The sequence below is a fragment of the Streptomyces sp. NPDC008150 genome (assembly GCF_042956945.1).
Classification (GTDB): Bacteria; Actinomycetota; Actinomycetes; order Streptomycetales; family Streptomycetaceae; genus Streptomyces.
Genome location: NZ_JBIBHJ010000011.1, coordinates 74,753 through 91,558, shown reverse-complemented (window position 1 = coordinate 91,558; position 16,806 = coordinate 74,753). Strand labels below are relative to the sequence as shown.

Annotated in this window: 14 protein-coding genes and 1 pseudogene; 10 read left to right on the top strand and 5 right to left on the bottom strand. The window is 70.6% G+C overall.

All coding sequences use genetic code 11. The features are described from left to right. Window positions 1–24: 24 nt before the first annotated feature. Window positions 25–1,263, top strand: a complete 1,239-nt coding sequence (locus ACFZA0_RS25425; protein WP_391021008.1) for an MFS transporter — start codon at window positions 25–27, stop codon at window positions 1,261–1,263. 169 nt (window positions 1,264–1,432) lie between these two features. On the opposite strand, the gene ACFZA0_RS25420 is transcribed toward ACFZA0_RS25425, so the two are convergent. Continuing rightward, the gene (locus tag ACFZA0_RS25420; RefSeq protein ID WP_391021372.1) at window positions 1,433–2,050 is read right to left on the bottom strand and encodes an ABATE domain-containing protein; all 618 of its coding nucleotides are present in this window, start codon (window positions 2,048–2,050) and stop codon (window positions 1,433–1,435) included. Window positions 2,051–2,232: 182 nt separating this feature from the next. On the opposite strand from ACFZA0_RS25420, the gene ACFZA0_RS25415 reads away from it, so the two are divergent. The 5 genes from ACFZA0_RS25415 to ACFZA0_RS25395 all read left to right on the top strand — a co-directional run bounded on the left by ACFZA0_RS25415 (window position 2,233) and on the right by ACFZA0_RS25395 (window position 7,563). Next, a complete protein-coding gene (locus ACFZA0_RS25415) occupies window positions 2,233–2,973 on the top strand; it encodes a metallophosphoesterase (RefSeq protein ID WP_391021006.1) in 741 nt (246 codons plus the stop codon). Between the two features lie 452 nt (window positions 2,974–3,425). Continuing rightward, the gene (locus ACFZA0_RS25410) at window positions 3,426–3,629 is read left to right on the top strand and encodes a cold-shock protein (RefSeq protein ID WP_081220973.1); all 204 of its coding nucleotides are present in this window, start codon (window positions 3,426–3,428) and stop codon (window positions 3,627–3,629) included. A 146-nt stretch (window positions 3,630–3,775) separates the two neighbouring features. After that, the gene (locus tag ACFZA0_RS25405) at window positions 3,776–4,489 is read left to right on the top strand and encodes an alpha/beta hydrolase fold domain-containing protein (RefSeq protein ID WP_391021003.1); all 714 of its coding nucleotides are present in this window, start codon (window positions 3,776–3,778) and stop codon (window positions 4,487–4,489) included. Between the two features lie 75 nt (window positions 4,490–4,564). Next, window positions 4,565–6,877, top strand: a complete 2,313-nt coding sequence (locus tag ACFZA0_RS25400; RefSeq protein WP_391021001.1) for a molybdopterin-dependent oxidoreductase — start codon at window positions 4,565–4,567, stop codon at window positions 6,875–6,877. Window positions 6,878–7,011: 134 nt separating this feature from the next. Continuing rightward, complete coding sequence (locus ACFZA0_RS25395; protein ID WP_391020999.1) at window positions 7,012–7,563, top strand: EF-hand domain-containing protein; 552 nt, start codon at window positions 7,012–7,014, stop codon at window positions 7,561–7,563. Window positions 7,564–7,737: 174 nt separating this feature from the next. Here ACFZA0_RS25395 and ACFZA0_RS25390 read toward each other — a convergent pair whose 3' ends face one another. Beyond that, window positions 7,738–8,403, bottom strand: coding sequence for an FCD domain-containing protein (locus ACFZA0_RS25390; RefSeq protein ID WP_391020997.1), 666 nt, complete (start codon window positions 8,401–8,403; stop codon window positions 7,738–7,740). 442 nt (window positions 8,404–8,845) lie between these two features. On the opposite strand from ACFZA0_RS25390, the pseudogene ACFZA0_RS25385 reads away from it, so the two are divergent. The 4 genes and pseudogenes from ACFZA0_RS25385 to ACFZA0_RS25370 form a co-directional block, all read left to right on the top strand. Further along, window positions 8,846–9,862: pseudogene (locus ACFZA0_RS25385) on the top strand (amidohydrolase family protein); the annotation flags it as partial. A 242-nt stretch (window positions 9,863–10,104) separates the two neighbouring features. After that, window positions 10,105–10,971 carry an amidohydrolase family protein gene (locus ACFZA0_RS25380; RefSeq protein ID WP_391020995.1) on the top strand — a complete coding sequence of 289 codons (867 nt, stop codon included), beginning with the start codon at window positions 10,105–10,107 and terminating at the stop codon, window positions 10,969–10,971. Next, window positions 10,964–11,875, top strand: coding sequence for a hypothetical protein (locus ACFZA0_RS25375; protein WP_391020993.1), 912 nt, complete (start codon window positions 10,964–10,966; stop codon window positions 11,873–11,875). The genes ACFZA0_RS25380 and ACFZA0_RS25375 overlap by 8 nt, the downstream gene beginning before the upstream one ends. Before the next feature lie 70 nt (window positions 11,876–11,945). Beyond that, window positions 11,946–13,271, top strand: a complete 1,326-nt coding sequence (locus tag ACFZA0_RS25370) for a cation:dicarboxylate symporter family transporter (protein ID WP_391020991.1) — start codon at window positions 11,946–11,948, stop codon at window positions 13,269–13,271. Window positions 13,272–13,420: 149 nt separating this feature from the next. Here the strand turns inward: ACFZA0_RS25370 and ACFZA0_RS25365 are convergent, their stop codons facing one another. From ACFZA0_RS25365 to ACFZA0_RS25355, 3 genes are all read right to left on the bottom strand, one after another. Next, a complete protein-coding gene (locus ACFZA0_RS25365; protein WP_391020989.1) occupies window positions 13,421–14,950 on the bottom strand; it encodes an RICIN domain-containing protein in 1,530 nt (509 codons plus the stop codon). Between the two features lie 112 nt (window positions 14,951–15,062). Further along, window positions 15,063–15,800 (bottom strand): PDZ domain-containing protein, encoded by a 738-nt coding sequence (locus ACFZA0_RS25360; protein ID WP_391020987.1) that lies wholly within the window; start codon window positions 15,798–15,800, stop codon window positions 15,063–15,065. Window positions 15,801–16,004: 204 nt separating this feature from the next. Continuing rightward, the coding region (locus tag ACFZA0_RS25355; RefSeq protein WP_391020985.1) for an FG-GAP-like repeat-containing protein at window positions 16,005–16,806 on the bottom strand (802 nt) is incomplete at its 5' end.

Below are 16,806 nucleotides of genomic sequence, written 5' to 3'. Positions count from 1 at the left end.
GCTACTGATCGGGGTTGGGGTGCGATGGACGTGTGGCGGCGGCTTCTGCTCGCGGCGGTGTGTGGCGTCGCCGTGGCCGGCATCTATGCCGCGCAGCCGGTACTTGAGCCGATGGGACGGGATCTCGGTGTGCCGGCGGCACACGCGGGGTGGATCGTCGCGAGCGGCCAGTTCGGCTACCTGGCCGGGCTGGTGCTGCTCGTACCCCTCGGCGATGTGGTGGCCCACAGGCGCCGGCTCATCGCCGTGCACCTGGCGATCACCGCAACGGGCATGATCCTCACGGCCTCGGCGCCAGCCGCGTGGACGGCGTTCGCGGGGCTCACGGTGGCCGGAGTGTTCGCGGTCGTCGTGCAGACCACGGTTGCCTACGCCGCATCGGTCTCGCCGCCTGCCGAGCGCGGCCGGAATATTGGCGCCGTGACCTCGGGTGTCGTGGTCGGCATCCTCGGTGCGCGAGTCGTCACCGGCGCGCTCGCCAACATATGGGGCTGGCGGAGCATCTACGTCGTGCTGGCCGTGCTCTCGCTCGGGCTCGCGGCTCTCGTCCTCGTCGCTCTGCCGCCGGAGGAACGTCCCGGCCGACCTGTTGGGTACGGGCAGGCCGTCGCATCACTCGGCGGGCTCTTCGGACAGCGGCTGTTGCTGACGCGAGGGCTCATCGCGTTCTTCCTGTTCGCCTCCTTCGGAACGCTGTGGAGCGGGCTGTCCCTGCCGCTCGCGGACGCACCGTGGCGGCTGAGCGAAAGCCAGGTCGGACTGTTCGGCCTCGCGGGCCTCGCCGGCGCCGTCGGCGCCGCACGCGCGGGACGGTGGGCGGACGCAGGACGGACAATTCGGGTCACCGGGCTGGCGCTCACCCTGCTCGTCCTCTCGTGGGCAGCGATCGCGCAACTCCCGTGGACACTGGGACTCCTCGCCGTCGGGATCGTGGCCCTCGACTTCGCGGTCCAGGCCGTACACGTGAGCAACCAGCACCTGCTCACCACCGCTCATCCGCTGCGCACCAGCAGTGTCGTCGGCGCCTACATGGTCTTCTACTCGCTCGGCTCCGCCCTCGGCGCCGTGGCGACCACGGCCGTCTTCACCGCCCACGGCTGGACGGGCTGCAGTCTCCTCGGGGCGGGATTCTCGCTCTGCGCGCTGATCGTCTGGGCTGCGGACAGGCGCTTTCCGCATAGCGGTGCACCTGTGCTGCGCCCCGGGAGTCGGCGGACGCGTGGCGGCGCGAGCCGCGAAAGTGCTGGTCAGGTCGGACGGTGACGCATGGCCGCCAAGTCCCTTTCCTGCGCTGTGACTTCATCAGTTCGGGGCTCGGGCCTGGTCGGACACCAACCCGTACGGAATCTCCGACGTCTGCTGCGTGCACGGGAAGCGGCTTCCACGTCGCGGCCACAGCCGTGCCGACGCGGCCACGGGGTTCCCCGAGCGATCAGGAGCGGGCGGAGCCTCCGTCTGCTGCCGAGCGCTGACGCTGGTAGTGGCGAGCCGCTCGGGCGCGGTTTCCGCAGGACGGCTTGCACCACTCCTGCCGCCCGTGACTCTTGACGAAGTAACGCACGCAGCGGGGCGCGGTGCAGGAGCGCAGCCGAGTGCGCTGCGGGCCGCTGAGAAAGTCGATCGCGGCTCGGGCCAGGGCGGCGACAAGCCGAACGTGCGGATCCTGCTGCGCCGACAGCAGTCGGGTGGCAGGAGGGCCTTCGACGGGCCAGTCGATCTGCGGGGCGATCAACTCCCGCGCGGCGGCCGCGTTGAGGTGGCTGATCGCCCGGTCGGCAGTCATCAGGCGATGGGCGTCCGCCGGGCTGGGGGGAGCGGGGCTGACCGCTCGGGCGAACAGGGCTCGGACTGCCTGCCGGAGGTCGACGATCGCGAGCCTGAGGTTTTCGTCCGCCGTGAGCCTTCCCTCCGGGATGTGGCCGGCCAGCAGATCCCCCTGCTCCTGGATCCAGAGCGTCGTTCCCTGGACCGTGGCGAGGTCGTCGGCGACGCCGCCGTCCCCGTCGTGGCGAATCGTGCTCGCCAGTTCCAGTGCCGCCCAGCGCTCCACAGCCATCCCGCATCCCCTCATTTCCGTCCCGGTGGCCGGTCGGCGGCCCACTTGATCCATCCCACCGCGCACCCTATGGTCCTAACGGTAAGTCAGAAAAAAACCGTTAGAACCTGGAGCGGGTGGAGACACTCGTCCCGGCAAGGGACGGCGGCTCGGCCCGCCACGGGAGGCGACCGCGGATGACGCTGCTTGCACAGATCAGCGACCTGCACCTGGACGGCAGCGAGAGGGCAACCCGACGTGCCACCCGCGTCATGGACTACCTGCGAGCCCTGCCCCACCCGGTGGACGCGCTCCTGGTCACCGGGGACATCGCCGATCACGGCGATGAGGCCGAGTACGAGGAAGCGGCCCGGATCCTGGCCGCCCCTTTTCCCGTGCTCACTTGCCCCGGAAACCACGACGCGCGGCCGGCCTACCGCAAAGCCCTGCTCGGAGAGGCACCCGACCAGGGCCCCGTCAACCAGGTCCACGACATCGCCGGTACCGCCATCCTGATGTGCGACTCCACCATTCCGGGGCGCGACGAGGGACGCCTCGACGACCAGACACTCGCCTGGATCGACGCCACCCTCACGGCGCTCCCGCAGGACGCCGCCGCGCTGATCGCCTTCCACCAGCCGCCGGTCGAACTGCACCACCCCCTGCCCGACTCCGGCATGCTCGAAGAGCCCGGACGACTGGCCGACCTGCTCGACGCGCACCCGCGGGTCGTCGCGGTCCTCACCGGCCATGCCCACACCGCGGCCGCCTCGACCTTCGCCCGGCGTCCGCTGATCGTCGGACCGGCCGTCACCTGGACCCTGCGCATGCCCTGGGAGGGCGATCACGCCGCAGACCGCGACCAGCCGCCCGGCCTCGCGTTCCACGTCCTGTCCGACGACCGGCGCCTGACGACCCACTACCGCGTCGTGCTCTGATCCCCCTCGCGCGATCCGGAGGCCTCGTGGCCCGTCCCTGCGGCGTCGCCGGGTTCCTGGTGGCGATCCCTCTTCCGGGGACCGCCCGCGCGCTGCTGATCGCGCTCTGGCTCCCCGTCTGGACGCTCCTCGTCCTGCGTTGCTCGCGCGTCCTGCGGAACCCGGTCTGTCCGCCGAGGCCCGACGCTTTCCGTAGCTGAGCGGCTACGCCTTCGCGCTTCCGCTCCGGAGGGCTCCGGCGCCGGCCGAAACCCCGCACGCGGGCCGGTCCGGCCACCTGGTCGGCGCGCACCCTGCCGGCGTTGCCGTCCACGTCGCAAGGTTGTGATGTGGCGAGGGGTTGATCTGTGGGGCGGATGGGGTAGAACAGGTGTCGGGTGCCCTCCGGCGACGGAGAGGCGCCCGTCATGGATCAGCCGGGGGAGCCCGGCGTTATTTCGAAGGACAGCAGTATGGCCAGCGGCACCGTGAAGTGGTTCAACTCCGAAAAGGGCTTCGGATTCATCGAGCAGGAGGGCGGCGGCCCGGACGTCTTCGCCCACTACTCCAACATCTCCGGCAACGGCTACCGCGAACTGGTCGAGGGTGAGCACGTCACGTTCGACGTCACCCAGGGCCAGAAGGGCCCGCAGGCCGAGAACATCGTCCGCGGCTGACGCGAGCAGCCCGTGGGCGCCCGCCTCTTTCGAGATGGCGGTCGGCTCGCAGTGCGTGAAGAGGGGCCCGGCGTACGCCGGGCCCCTCCGCGTTTCCCCGCGAACCAGGTCGGCCCGCACCGGGCACGACGCCCCTGTGACCGGGGGTGGCCAGACGCGTCACGCAGGGTGTTCTCCAGAGGTCAGGCCGTCAGCGCCCTGGGCGCGGTGCGGTGTGCCCTCGGCTGAAGCTGCTCCACCTGACCCGCGGGCCGAACGTTCGAGCAACTGCCCCTGGCCGTGGGGCGGACGCGCATCCGTGCCGAAGCCTGGGTCTTCGGCGACCTCCGCCCGGTGACCGCCGTGCGGGATCTGACCGTCCCGGGTCCGGGGGCCCCCTTCCCGTACGGCTCTACTCGTTGCCCGGCCTCGACGGTCCCTCGGCACTGCTGGTCTGCTTCCACGGCGGCGGGTGGGTCCTCGGCGACCTCGAAGCCGCCGACTCCGCCTGCATGTTCCTCGCCGTCCACGCGGGACTGTCCGTCCTGTCGGTCGACTACCGGCTCGCCCTCGATGCCGTTGCGGCGCAGGCGCCGGGATCGAGTTCGGCGCCGGGCAGGACGATCGGCAGCGCGGCGAGCACCTCTTCGGGGTCCGTCTCGCTCGCCGGGCACGAAGGCGTGCAAGAGCCGTTCCCGCGAACCGGGGTGGGCGCCCCGACCGTTCCGATCTCCTCTCCGGGGGAGGCGCCGTTGGCGACAGCCACGCCGCGTTCGGCAGAGGCCCTCGGGGCTCTGCCCCGGTGGCGGCAGGGGATTCGTGCGCACCGTCAGGGTTGGGCAGCATTTGCCCGGGGGAGCCTGTGCCCTGCGGACCGCTGAACGATGCGGGACCCCTGTGGTGTAGCGGCCGTTGCTCAAGAGCCGGAGAGACTTCAGGGATGGAGCTGATGCGCGGTGGAACGACGCTTGCCGGTGGCAACCCACTGGGGCAGTTTCGTGGCCGTGGTCGATGCGGGTCGGCTGGTGCGTATTGAGCCCCGAGGAGATGACCCCGCGCCGTCGCCGATCGGCCCAGGCATGGTGACGGCAGCCGAGGACAGTGCCCGTGTGCTGCGTCCCGCAGTGCGCAAAGGGTGGCTCGACGGCGTGCCGCGCGCCGAAGGAGCGGGCAGAGGCACGGACGCCTTCGTGGAGGTCGGCTGGGACGACGCGCTCACGCTGGTGAGCGAGGAACTGCGCCGAGTGCGTGCGCGGCACGGGGACAGCGCGGTGTTCGGCGGCTCGTACGGCTGGGCCAGCGCGGGCGGGTTCCACAATGCGCAGGGGCAGCTTCAGCGGTTCCTGGCGCTGGGCGGGGGCTACACCGACTCCCGCAACACGTACAGCACCGCGGCTCTTGAGGTCATCCTCCCGCACGTGATCGGCGGGGCCCCGTGGAGCTACCAGTCCCGGATGCCGATGTGGGACGAGATCGCCGAGGGCTGCGAACTCGTCGTGGCGTTCGGGGGGTTGGCTCTGAAGAACAGCCAGATCAATCCCGGCGGGCTGGCCCGGCACCGGACGCGGGACCTGCAGCGCAAGTGCCGCGAGGCCGGGGTGCGGTTCGTGAATGTCAGCCCGATCCGCCGCGACACCGCCGACTTCCTCGACGCCGAGTGGTTACCGGTCCTCCCCAACACGGACACCGCCCTGATGCTGGGCATCGCCCACACCATGCTGGTCAACGACTGGCACGACAAGGACTTCCTCGCCCGCTGCTGCGAGGGGTTCGACCGTTTCGCCTCCTACTTGACCGGCGACGTGGACGGCGTCGTCAAGGACGCCGACTGGGCCGCGAGGATCACGGGCATCAGCCGCGATTCGATTCGCGATCTCGCCCGCCGCCTGTCGACCCAGCGGTCCCTCGTCATGGTCAACTACGCCGTCCAACGGGCGGACCACGGTGAGCAGCCGATCTGGATGTCGGTCGTACTGGCGGCCATGGCGGGTTCGCTGGGCCGGCCCGGCTGCGGCTGGGGCGCGGGCTACGCGACGATGGACGCGACCGGCGTTGCCCCGGGCCGCCCGTCCGTGGCGTCGATGCCGCGGGTGGCGAACCCCGTCGCGGACTTCATCCCGGTCGCCCGGATCGCCGACACCCTGCTGGAACCGGGCGCGACCATCGACTACGACGGTCAGCGCCTGACCCTGCCCGACCTGCGCCTGATCTACTGGTGCGGAGGAAATCCCTTCCACCACCACCAAGACCTGCACCGCCTCACCCGGGCCTGGCAGCGTCCGGACACGGTGGTGGTCCATGAAGCCTGGTGGAACACCACGGCGAAGTTCGCCGACATCGTCCTTCCCGTCGCGACCAGCCTGGAGCGCGACGACTTCGCCGCAGGGTTCTCCGACCCTCACCTCGTCGCGATGCCGAAGGTCCGCGAGCCCGCCGGCGAGGCGCGCACCGACCACCGGATCTTCGCCGATCTGGCTGCCCGGCTCGGCTACGAACGCGAGTTCACCCAGTCGCGGTCCGAGATCGAATGGGTCCGGCACCTCTACCTCCAGACCCGGGCGGACCTCGGCGAGGACGCGGCCCTGCCGGACTTCGACGACTTCTGGCAGCGCGCCTCCGGTGTCGAACTGCCCGCACTCACCGGGCCGTTCCCCGGCAGCTTCGCGGCACTGCGCTCCGATCCGCAGCGCTTTCCCCTCACGACGCCGTCCGGCCGGATCGAGATCTTCTCCGCGGAGATCGACTCGTTCGGCTACGACGACTGCACCGGACATCCGACGTGGTTCGAACCGGTGGAGTGGCTTCGTGCCGACCTGGCTGACCGCTTCCCGTTGCATCTGATCTCGAACCAGCCCGCCTCACGCCTGCACAGCCAGTACGACAACGGTGACCACAGCCGCAAGTCGAAGATCCACGGCCGCGAGCCGGTGACTCTCAACCCGCACGACGCGGCATCGCGCGGTATCGGGAACGACATGATCGTGCGCGTCTTCAACGACAGAGGCAGTTGCCTGGCGGGCGCGATCCTGTCGGACGCCGTCATGCCCGGCGTCATCCAGCTGTCCACCGGAGCGTGGTGGGACCCGGCCCAGCCCGGCCGCAGCGGAACCCTGGACCGCCACGGCAACCCGAACACCCTCACCGGGGACCGCGGTTGCTCGCGTCTGTCCCAGGGACCCAGCGCGCACAGTGCGCTCGTCGACGTCGAGGTCTACGACGGGCCGGTGGAGGAGGTACTCGCCTTCACACCACCACACCTCGAACACTGAACCGAAGTCGTCGCAACGCCGGGCGAGTTTGCCGTGTTCACCCTCGCCCGGCGTCCGGTCGGCTCGTCCGGCCGGTGCTCGGTCTCGATAAGGATGATTGCGTGTCCGTGACCGGGTGAATACGGTGCGCGTTCATGACTGCACTTCAAGACCTCAAGTACGGGCAGTGGTTCAGGGGCGCCGACGTCGACGGCGACGGGTTCATCACCCAGCACGACGTCCGCAGGATGAGCGAGCGCTACATCGGCGCCCGCGAGGCCACCCCTGACGCCGAGACCGTCCGCCGACTCACCGAGGGGATGGACCAGTTCTGGTCGAACGTCATCGCCCCGATGGACCAGGACGGTGACGGCAAGGTCGACGTGCGGGAGATGACAGAGGGCTTCAAGCGGGTCCTGACCGACCGCGCGCTCTACCCGCAGCAGATCGCGCCGGTGACCAACTGCTTCTTCGACCTCGTCGACCTCAACGGAGACGGCAAGATCGACCAGGCCGAGTTCCAGCAGATGTTCGCCTCGGTCGCCGCCGTGCCCGGCGAGGACGGTGCCGCCGTTTTCGCCGCCCTGGACCTCGATGGGTCCGGCGGACTGGACCGGGACGAGTTCCACCAGGCCCTCGAAGAGTTCTTCTACGGCAACGACCCCGACGCCCCCTCCAACCACATCTTCGGCAGGGTCACCGTCTGACAGTGCCGCAACGTGCCCCGGGCCCGTGCTTGTGCCAGGGCCCGGCCTGCCGCGAGTGCTTCGAACAGGTCGTCGCCCGGCGCCCGAGCCCTGCCCCGTCCGGCCCGCGCGGCCGAACCAGGTGTGCGTGCGTCCTCGATGCCGACGCGTTCCCGATCCCAACGGCAGGGGTGCTCACGCCATGAGTGGGTGTTCCGTCATGCGCAGTTGCTCGATCACGCTGGCCAGTTGGGCCTCGGCCGCGCTGTCGGCGGCGGCGGGATCGCGGGCCGTGACGGCGTCGATGATGGCGAGGAGCTGGGGCAGGGACTCCTGCGGGCGTCCGGCGCGCAGGGCGAGGCGGAACTGGAATCGCACCATCTGGACGTTCAGCCGCTCCAGTTGGCGTTTGGCGATCCGCTGCCCGCTGAACTCGATGACGAGATCGTGCAGTCTGCGGTTGAGCGCCGAGTAGGTGTGGGTGTCCTCCGCCAGGACTGCCGCACGCAACTGTTCGCCCAGCTCGGTGAGTTGGGCGCGCTCGTCCTCGGTGGCGTGTTCGGCCGCCTTGCGTGCGCACAGGCGCTCCAGGGCGGAGCGGCACTCGGTGATCTGGATGGCTTCCTCGACCGAGACCACCCTGACGCTGGCACCGCGGTTGGGCACCAGTTCCACCAGATCCTCGGAGGCGAGGTCGAACAGTGCCTCGCGGACGGAACTGCGGGTCACCCCCAACTGATCGGCGATGTCCTGCACCACGAGCCGTTGTCCCGGCAGCAGGTCGCCGTTCCACAGTGCCTGCCGGATGTGCGTGCTGACGTGCAGCCGCGCGGCCGCGCCTCGGATCTCCGTGGTGCTCACCTGCTGCTGGTCCCTCTCTCGCAAGTCTGTCGCCGACGGGCCCTGTCCGTCTCTGACGCGGACGCTGCGGCGCCGGCCGCCCGGAAGCCGCCGAGCCTATCATCAGCGATTTTGTCAGCGAACTCTTTGCAAATCCACCGACGGCCGTGAGCGGGCGTGGACGGACGCGAGTCCGGGCGTCCGGGCGGCGGCTGCGTTCACCCCCATGTGCGTTCGCGATCAAGCCAGTTGGGCTTCGGCCGTGCCGACGCCGGGGTGGGAGCCGTCCAGCATGCCTGCTCCTCCCCGCTGTGCACCGTGGTCGTGCGGGCAGGATCTGCGAAAGGATCGCTGAAAATATTGTCGCCAAAATGATTGACCATGCTCGGGGGCAGGGTTAGCGTCCCGTTTTGCCGCATCCGGGGCGTCCCTGGGTGCGACGTGCGAGCGAAGGGACTCCCTGTTGATCATCGACTGCCACGGCCATTACACGACCGCCCCACCGGCGCTGGGCGACTGGCGCGAGCGACAGGTCCAGGCGCTGTCCGGCGGCCGTCCGCCACGTCCCGCGGAGCTGCGGATCGGCGACGCCGAGATCCGCGAGACCATCGAGGCCAACCAGCTTCGCCAGATGGACGAGCGCGGCATCGACCTCACGGTCTTCTCCCCGCGCGCCTCGTTCATGGCGCACCACATCGGCGACTACACCGTGTCGGCGGCCTGGGCCCGCATCTGCAACGACCTGTGCGCCCGCGTCGCCCAACTGTTCCCCGACCGCTTCGCCCCCGCCGCGATGCTGCCGCAGTCACCCGGCGTCGACCCGGCGACCTGCATACCCGAACTGGTCCGCGCGGTCGAGGAACTCGGAGCCGTGGCGGTCAACCTCAACCCCGACCCCTCCGGCGGCCACTGGACGGCGCCACCGCTGACGGACCGCTCCTGGTACCCGCTCTACGAGAAGATCGTGGAACTCGACGTGCCGGTGATGGTGCACGTGAGCACCAGTGACAACCCTGCCTTCCACACCACGGGGGCGCACTATCTCAACGCGGACACGACCGCGTTCATGCAACTCGTACAGGGCGATCTGTTCGCCGACTTCCCGTCCCTGCGGCTCGTCCTCCCGCACGGCGGCGGCGCGGTGCCCTACCACTGGGGGCGTTTCCGCGGGCTGGCGCAGGCGCTGGGCAGGCCCGAGCCGACGGAACACCTGCTCGCCAACGTCTTCTTCGACACGTGCGTCTACCACCAGCCCGGCATCGACCTGCTGCTCAAGGTGATCCCCCACACCAACGTGCTGTTCGCCTCCGAGATGATCGGGGCGGTACGCGGCGTCGACCCGGACACCGGCCACCATTTCGACGACACGCGCCGCTACGTGGAGGCGGCGGGACTCACGCCCGCAGACCTCGTGGCCGTCGAAGAGGGCAACGCCCGCACCGTCTACCCCCGGCTCGACGCGCGACTGAACGCGACCGGCCCCGGCAGGCCCGGCCGAGTACCGGCGCCGCATCGGGGCGCCACCGAGCCCGGAAGCGTCGCCTCCCGCAGCTGAGCGGATCTTCCCGGAACCGCAGGCCGCCCTTCCGCGCTTCCGCAAGACGCCCCCGGAAAGGCCGCCCGATTCCGCACACCCATCCCGGCCCCCACGCGCGACGGCTCGCAGGCCCACCCCTGCGCCTGTTCCTCCGCCGCGTCGACCGAAAGGACACGTCCCACCCCATGCTGGTGATCGACAACCACACCCACGTGATCTCGACCGACACCGAGCGCTACCCGCCCGCGCCGATCGGCGGGCGCCGCTCGACGTGGTCCCAGGAACGCCCGGTCGACATCGACGGGCTCGTCCGCGCACTGGACGCCGCGGGGATCGCCAGGGCGGTGGTGGTGCAGGCGTCGACGGTGTACGGACACGACAACCGCTACGTCGCGGAGGCTGTGCGGACCCACCCCGACCGGTTCGTCGGCGTGTACTCGATCGACGCCCTGGCCCCGGACGCCGTGGAGCGCATCGGGCACTGGCAGGCCGAAGGGCTCGCCGGCTTCCGCCTCTTCACCACCGGCACGACCATGCCCGGCCAGGCGGACTGGCTCGGCCACGAGGACTCGTACCCGGCCTGGGCCTGCGCCGAGGCGCAGGACATACCGGTCTGCCTGCAAATGACGATGCAGGGCCTGCCCGCGCTCCGCGAACTGCTGAAGCGGTTCCCCCGGGTGCGGGTCCTGCTGGACCACTGCGCCCGCCCCGACCTCTCCGACGGCCGCCCCTACCGGCGGGCCGCGGACCTGTTCGACATGGCGGCCTTCCCCGGCGTCCACCTCAAGCTCACCCACCGCGCACTGACCGCGGCGGAGCAGGGAGGTTCCACCGCGGCGGAGTTCCTGGCGGACCTGGTAGCGGCGTACGGGGCGGACCGCATCGCCTGGGGCTCCAACTACCCGGCGGCCGAGGGCACCCCGGCCGACCTGCTCGCCCAGGCGCGGGAGGCGGCATCCGGCCTCTCCCGCACCGCCCAGGACCTGATCTTCGGCGGAACGACCGCAGCGTTCTACTCCGCCACGGCACCCACCGGAGGCACCCGTGCCTGACCTTCCCGCCCCCGAGAGCTCGTCGCTGCGCACCGTGCTGGGCGACCACCCGCACACCGCGCCCCTCAAGAACGGCCAACTCACCGACCCTCAGGTGCGGTTGAACTTTGTCCCCGTCTCGCCCATCCACCGGGCGTTCGCCCCGATGGTGCGCGAGGAGGCGTACGACCTGTGCGAGCTGGCGATCGTGACCGCTCTGCAGGCCATCGCCCACGGCAGGCCCGTGGTGCTGCTGCCCGCGGTGGTCGCCGCCAGGTTCCAGCGCGGATGCCTGATCGCCCACGCCTCCCGCCCCGTGCGGCCCGAGAACCTGCCGGGCCTGCGCGTCGGGGTGCGCTCGTACACGCAGACCACCGGAATGTGGGTGCGCGCCCATCTCGCGGAGGACCACGGCCTCGCCGCACAGGACGTCCGGTGGATCACCCGCGACGGCGCGCACGTCGCCGAGTACGCCGACCCGGAGTTCGTCACCCACGACCCGGACGCCACAGACCTCCCCGGCATGCTGCGCACGGGCCGCATCGACGCCGCCGTCCTGGGCAACGACCTGCCCCGGACCGACGAGTTCGTACCCGTCGTCCCCGACGCGGCCGCACGCGACGAGCAGTGGTGGCGGCAGCACGGCTTCATGCCGATCAACCACATGGTGGCGGCAGCCGCCTCGACGTGCCGGAAGGACCCCGCCGCCGTCCGCGCGGGCTACGCGCTGCTGCGACGCGCCGACGCCACCGTGCGGCGTCCGGACGGCACGCCCCACCCCACGCTGTTCGGGTTCGAGCGCCTGCGAGGCCCCGTGGAGTCGGTCGTCGACGCCTGCCTCGCCCAGGGGCTCCTGCCCCGACGGCTCAGCGCGGAGGAGATCTTCGCACCGGCCATGGAGGTGCTCGGCAGCGACGCGGCCTGACCTACGCCCGCCCCTCGGCGCCCGAACCACCCTGTCGGCACCCGGACATTCAACGGAGAAACCGGAAACGATGAGCGACATCACGTCCACGGACGCACCCACCGCCTCGGGCACATCCGCGCAGGAACCGAAACGACGCCCGCCGTTCTACCGCGACCTGGCATTCCAGGTCCTCGCCGGAGTCGCGCTGGGCGTGCTCGTGGGCGCGCTGGCGCCCTCGGTCGGACAGCACGTGCAGTTCCTCGGCGACATCTTCATCCACCTGATCCAGATGGTCGTCGGACTGATCATCTTCTGCACCGTCACGCACGGCATAGCCAGCGTGCGCGACCTGGGCAAGGTCGGCCGCATCGCGATCCGTTCGCTGGTGTACTTCGAGGTCATCACCACGCTCGCGCTCGTGATCGGGCTCGTCGTCGTGAACGTGCTCAAGCCGGGCTCCGGGATGCACATCGACCCGTCGTCCCTGCACGCGGACCCCTCCGCCACCGCGCCGGCGAAGTCGGAGGGCTTCGACGACTTCCTCGTCGGCCTGGTGCCGACCTCCGCCGTGCAGGCGTTCGCCGAGAGCAGCATCCTGCAGATCCTCGTCTTCTCCGTGCTGTTCGCGTGCGGACTCGCCTCGGTGGGGGAGAAGGCGCAGCCGGTGCTCGACATCGTGTCGACCGTGCAGCAGGCGCTCTTCTGGATCATCCGCAAGGTGATGCGCATCGCCCCGCTGGCGGCGTTCGGCGCGATCGGCTTCACGGTGTCCGAGTACGGTCTGGGGACCCTGCTCTCCCTGGGGCGGCTGGTCGCGGTCTTCTACCTGATCGTCCTGCTGTTCTTCGTCCTCGTGCTGTGGCCGGTGTCCCGTTACGCGGGGGTGAGCCTGCTGAAGCTGCTGCGCTACTTCCGCGCCGAACTGGTCCTGGTACTGGGTACGAGCTCCTCCGAGAGCGTGTTCCCCCAGCTCACGGCGAAGCTGAAGAACCTGGGGGTGGACGAACCCGTCGTGGGCCTCGTGCTGCCCACGGCCTACAGCTTCAACCACGACGGAACGTGTCTGTACTTCGCGGCGGTGTCCGTCTTCCTCGGCCAGGCCACCGGTACGGACCTCAGCCTGACGGCCCAACTGGGGCTGCTGGTCGTGCTGTTGCTGACCTCCAAGGGCGGCGCGGGAGTCTCCGGTTCGGCGATCGCGGTACTCGCGCTGACCCTCAGCGCGACCCACTCGATCCCGGTCAGCAGCATCGCGCTGGTCCTGGGCGTCCACAGCATCCTTTCGGCGGCGTTCGTCTTCACCAACATCGCCGGCAACTGCGTGGCGACCCTCGTCGTCGGCAAGTGGGAGAACGCGGTCGACCGGGAACGACTGCGCACGCAGCTCGACGCCGGTTACCAGACCGCCGCGTAGGGCGAGCATCGCGGCCTGCGGCGGAGCCGGCGGGATCCCCTGCGTTCCCGATGCGGACGGTCTCCGGCGCAGACGGACGACGACCGTCCCGGCGGGACGGGACAGGGCAGGGGCGGGACCGGCGAGGCCTGTCCCGCCCCTGCCCTGCGTCAGACCGGCAGGGACTGCCACTGCCTGCCCCGGACGTCGCCCTCCGCGCAGCGCTGCGTGATCACCACGGGCGCGTTGGTATCGACGCCCAGGAGCAGACCGCTGCTCCGGTTCGCGATCTCGTAGACCCGGGGATCGTCGGCCGCGGTGCCCACCGGGATCAGCCGCCAGTGCTGATGGTGGGCCTCGTCGCCTTCGTAGGCGCGCTGCACGAGCACCGCCCCGGGCGCGACCCGGGCTTCGTCGACCTCCAGAACCTTCCCGCTGCGCACGTTCTCCATCGTGTACACCACGTCACCGCTGTCGTTCCTTCCGGCCACGACCAGCCGCCACCGCTGCGACTCGCGGAGAGCGGCCAGGGACTGCTGGATCGTGGCCCCGTCCTTCAGCGACTCGCGCGTGACCCCGATCCGCAGCCGGCTGCGGACGCTCGCCCAGGACACCACCGTGCCCGATGCGGGCAGTCCTGCCATGGCTTCCGCCGCGACCTTCCGGACACGGTTGTTGACGTAGTCGGCGATGTAGAGGGCGCCGACGCAGTCGACCGCGAGCCCGAACGGGTAGTTCAGCTGGGCGGAGGTGGCGGGGCCGCCGTCGCCGCTGAAGCCGTCGGTGCCCGTGCCGGCGACCGTGCTGATCGTGCCGTCTGCGGCGACCCTGCGGATGCGGTGGTTGTTGTGGTCCGAGATGTAGAGGGTGCCGATGGTGTCGGCTGCCACCCCCAGGGGGAAGTCCAGTCGGGCGGAGGTGGCGGGGCCGCCGTCGCCGCTGAAGCCGTCGGTGCCCGTGCCGGCGACCGTGCTGATCGTGCCGTCCCCGGCGACCTTGCGGACCCGGTGGTTCTCGGCGTCGGTGATGTAGATCTGGCCCCGGCCGTCCACCGCGACGCCGTACGGGCCGTTCAGCCGAGCTGCGGCGGCGGGCCCGCCGTCGCCCGAGTATCCCGGGGTTCCGGTCCCGGCGATCGTGCGGACCTGCCCGTCCGGTGCGACCTGCCTGACCCGGTGGTTGTCGGTGTCGGCGATGTAGAGGTTGCCGGTGCTGTCCACCGCGACCCCGTACGGACAATTCAACTGGGCAGCGGTGGCAGGGCCGTTGTCGCCACTGAACCCTGCGGTGCCCGTGCCGGCGACGGTGCTGATCTGCCCGTCGGCCGTGACTTTGCGGATCCGGTGGTTGTCGGTGTCGGCGATGTAGAGGGTGCCGGCACTGTCCACCGCCACCTCGCGCGGGCTGTCCAGACGGGCCGAGTTCGCGGGGCCCTGATCGCCCCTGTATCCGGCGGTGCCGGTGCCTGCGACCGTGCGGATCCTGCCGTCCGTGGTGACCGTCCGGACTTGGTGGTTGTTGTGGTCGGAGATGTAGACGGTGCCCGTGCTGTCCAGCGCGAGGCCGTAGGGGCGGTCGAGGCGGGCCGCGACAGCGGGCCCGTCGTCTCCTGAGGCCCCGGTATCTCCGGTACCGGCGACCGTGGTGATCTCGGGGCCGAGGCCCGCACCCTCCGTTGCTGCTTTCTGGGCAGTGCTCATCGCCATCCCCTCACCGTGTGTCGGGCGGTCAGGACCGAGGTCACGCCGATCGTGTCCGGAGACCGAAGGAGCGACGGTCGGCGAGCACGCCCGCGCGTGGACGTCGTGGCGGTCACTCGTCGACCCTGTACTGCAAGGTCATCTGCGTGCCGTTGCGCGTGATGCCCACAGGCACCGCGGTTCCGGCTCGCTTGTCGGCGAGGGCTGCGTTGAGGGATGCGGCCGACGTGACGGGCCGGCCGTCGACGGAGGTGATGACGTCCTTGTCCACGAACCCGGCAGCGGCGGCGTTCAGATCGGGGTCGACGAAACGAACCCGTGCGCCTCCGCCTCCGGGGACGTTGCTGACGTACCCGCCGAAGGCGCCAGGAGTGCCCTCGGTGATGTTGACGGTCCACTCCACCACCACACCTTCGAGGGTGAGAGTGCCGGTGAACCGGCCGCCCGCCATGGGGGCGTCGTCCGTGGCGACGACGTCGACCCTGAAGGGCCGGCTCCACACCCAGTTGTTGCTCTGGAGCGAAAAGCCTGCGGACGAGCCCTCGGAGGCGATGGACACGGGGCAGCTCATGCCGCTGCACCAGGGATCCACCCGGACGATGCGCGTGTACTCCGGAGCCTGGATCGACACGTGCCCCGGACTTGAGCGGACCCGCCCGTCCGGCGGGAACTCGACCGTCCTGGCCGGACCCGGGGCATCGAGATCGGGGACGGACGAGGGAGGCGTCGGCGCACGGAGGGCCGTGACCGCACCAGGAGCGGCCGTGGCAGCGGCTCCGGGCGCCAGCCCCCCGACCAACAGGCTCGCTCCCAGGGCGAGCACCGTGCATGCCGTCGTGAACCTACGCATGTTCTCTCCTCAACTTGGTTGGACTGTGCGGTGTGTTGGGTTGATGGCACAGGGCGTCGGTGCCCCGAGCGGATCGGGTGGGATGGGGGCCGGGGTGGCCGGGGCGCCACATTCGGGCGCCGTTCACAGGACTGCGGCCCGTGACCCGTCGTTCGAGATGCCGCCGTTGCCGTCCCCCCCCCAGGTCCGTCCCGACCCCGGGGCCTAACGGGTCCGGAAGCGGCGGAAGAGGTTTCGGGCCACGTACACACCCGGGCCGCCGAAGCCGACGATGTCGACGCGTTCGTCGCCGGTGATGTCGGCGAGGAAGCGGGGGTGGTGGCCGACCCGCCAGGCGCCGGCGTCGTCGTTGTAGCCGAAGCCGCGGCATACCAGTCGGGCCTGCTCGAACTGGCCGTCGCCGGTGTTGTGCGACACCCAGACACCTTCGTCGCCGAAGCCGACGATGTCCGGGGCGCCGTCGCCGGTGACGTCGGTGAGGAACCTGAGGTGCTTGCTTCTTGTCCATCCCTGCGCGGTCCCGAAGTCGTTGAGCACGAGCTTCGCGGGCTCGAACGTGCCGTCCCCGCGCCCGCGCGCGACGACGACGCCGTGAGGGCCGAAGCCGACGATGTCCGCTGCTTCGCCCGCGGTGGTGCCGAGCAGGAAGCGGGGGTGCTCCTCGGCCGAGCTCCACCCCTGGTCGACGCCGAAGTCGTCGAGGATGTACAGGGGTTCGGCGAAGTTTCCTTCGTCGTCCTGGAGGGAGATCCAGACGCCGTCGTCGTGGAAGCCGAGGATGTCGAGCCTGCCGTCGCCGGTGGTGTCGGCGATGAGGCGTGGGTGCTTGTCGGCAAGCCACCCGCCCGCCCCCTCGCCGTGGCCGAACGCCGCGAGCACCGGTTCGTCGGCGAGCGGTGCGAAGTTCCCCTCGTCGTCCTGGAGGGAGATCCAGACGCCGTCGTCGTGGAAGCCGAGGATGTCGAGCCTGCCGTCGCCGGTGGTGTCGGCGATGAGGCGTGGGTGC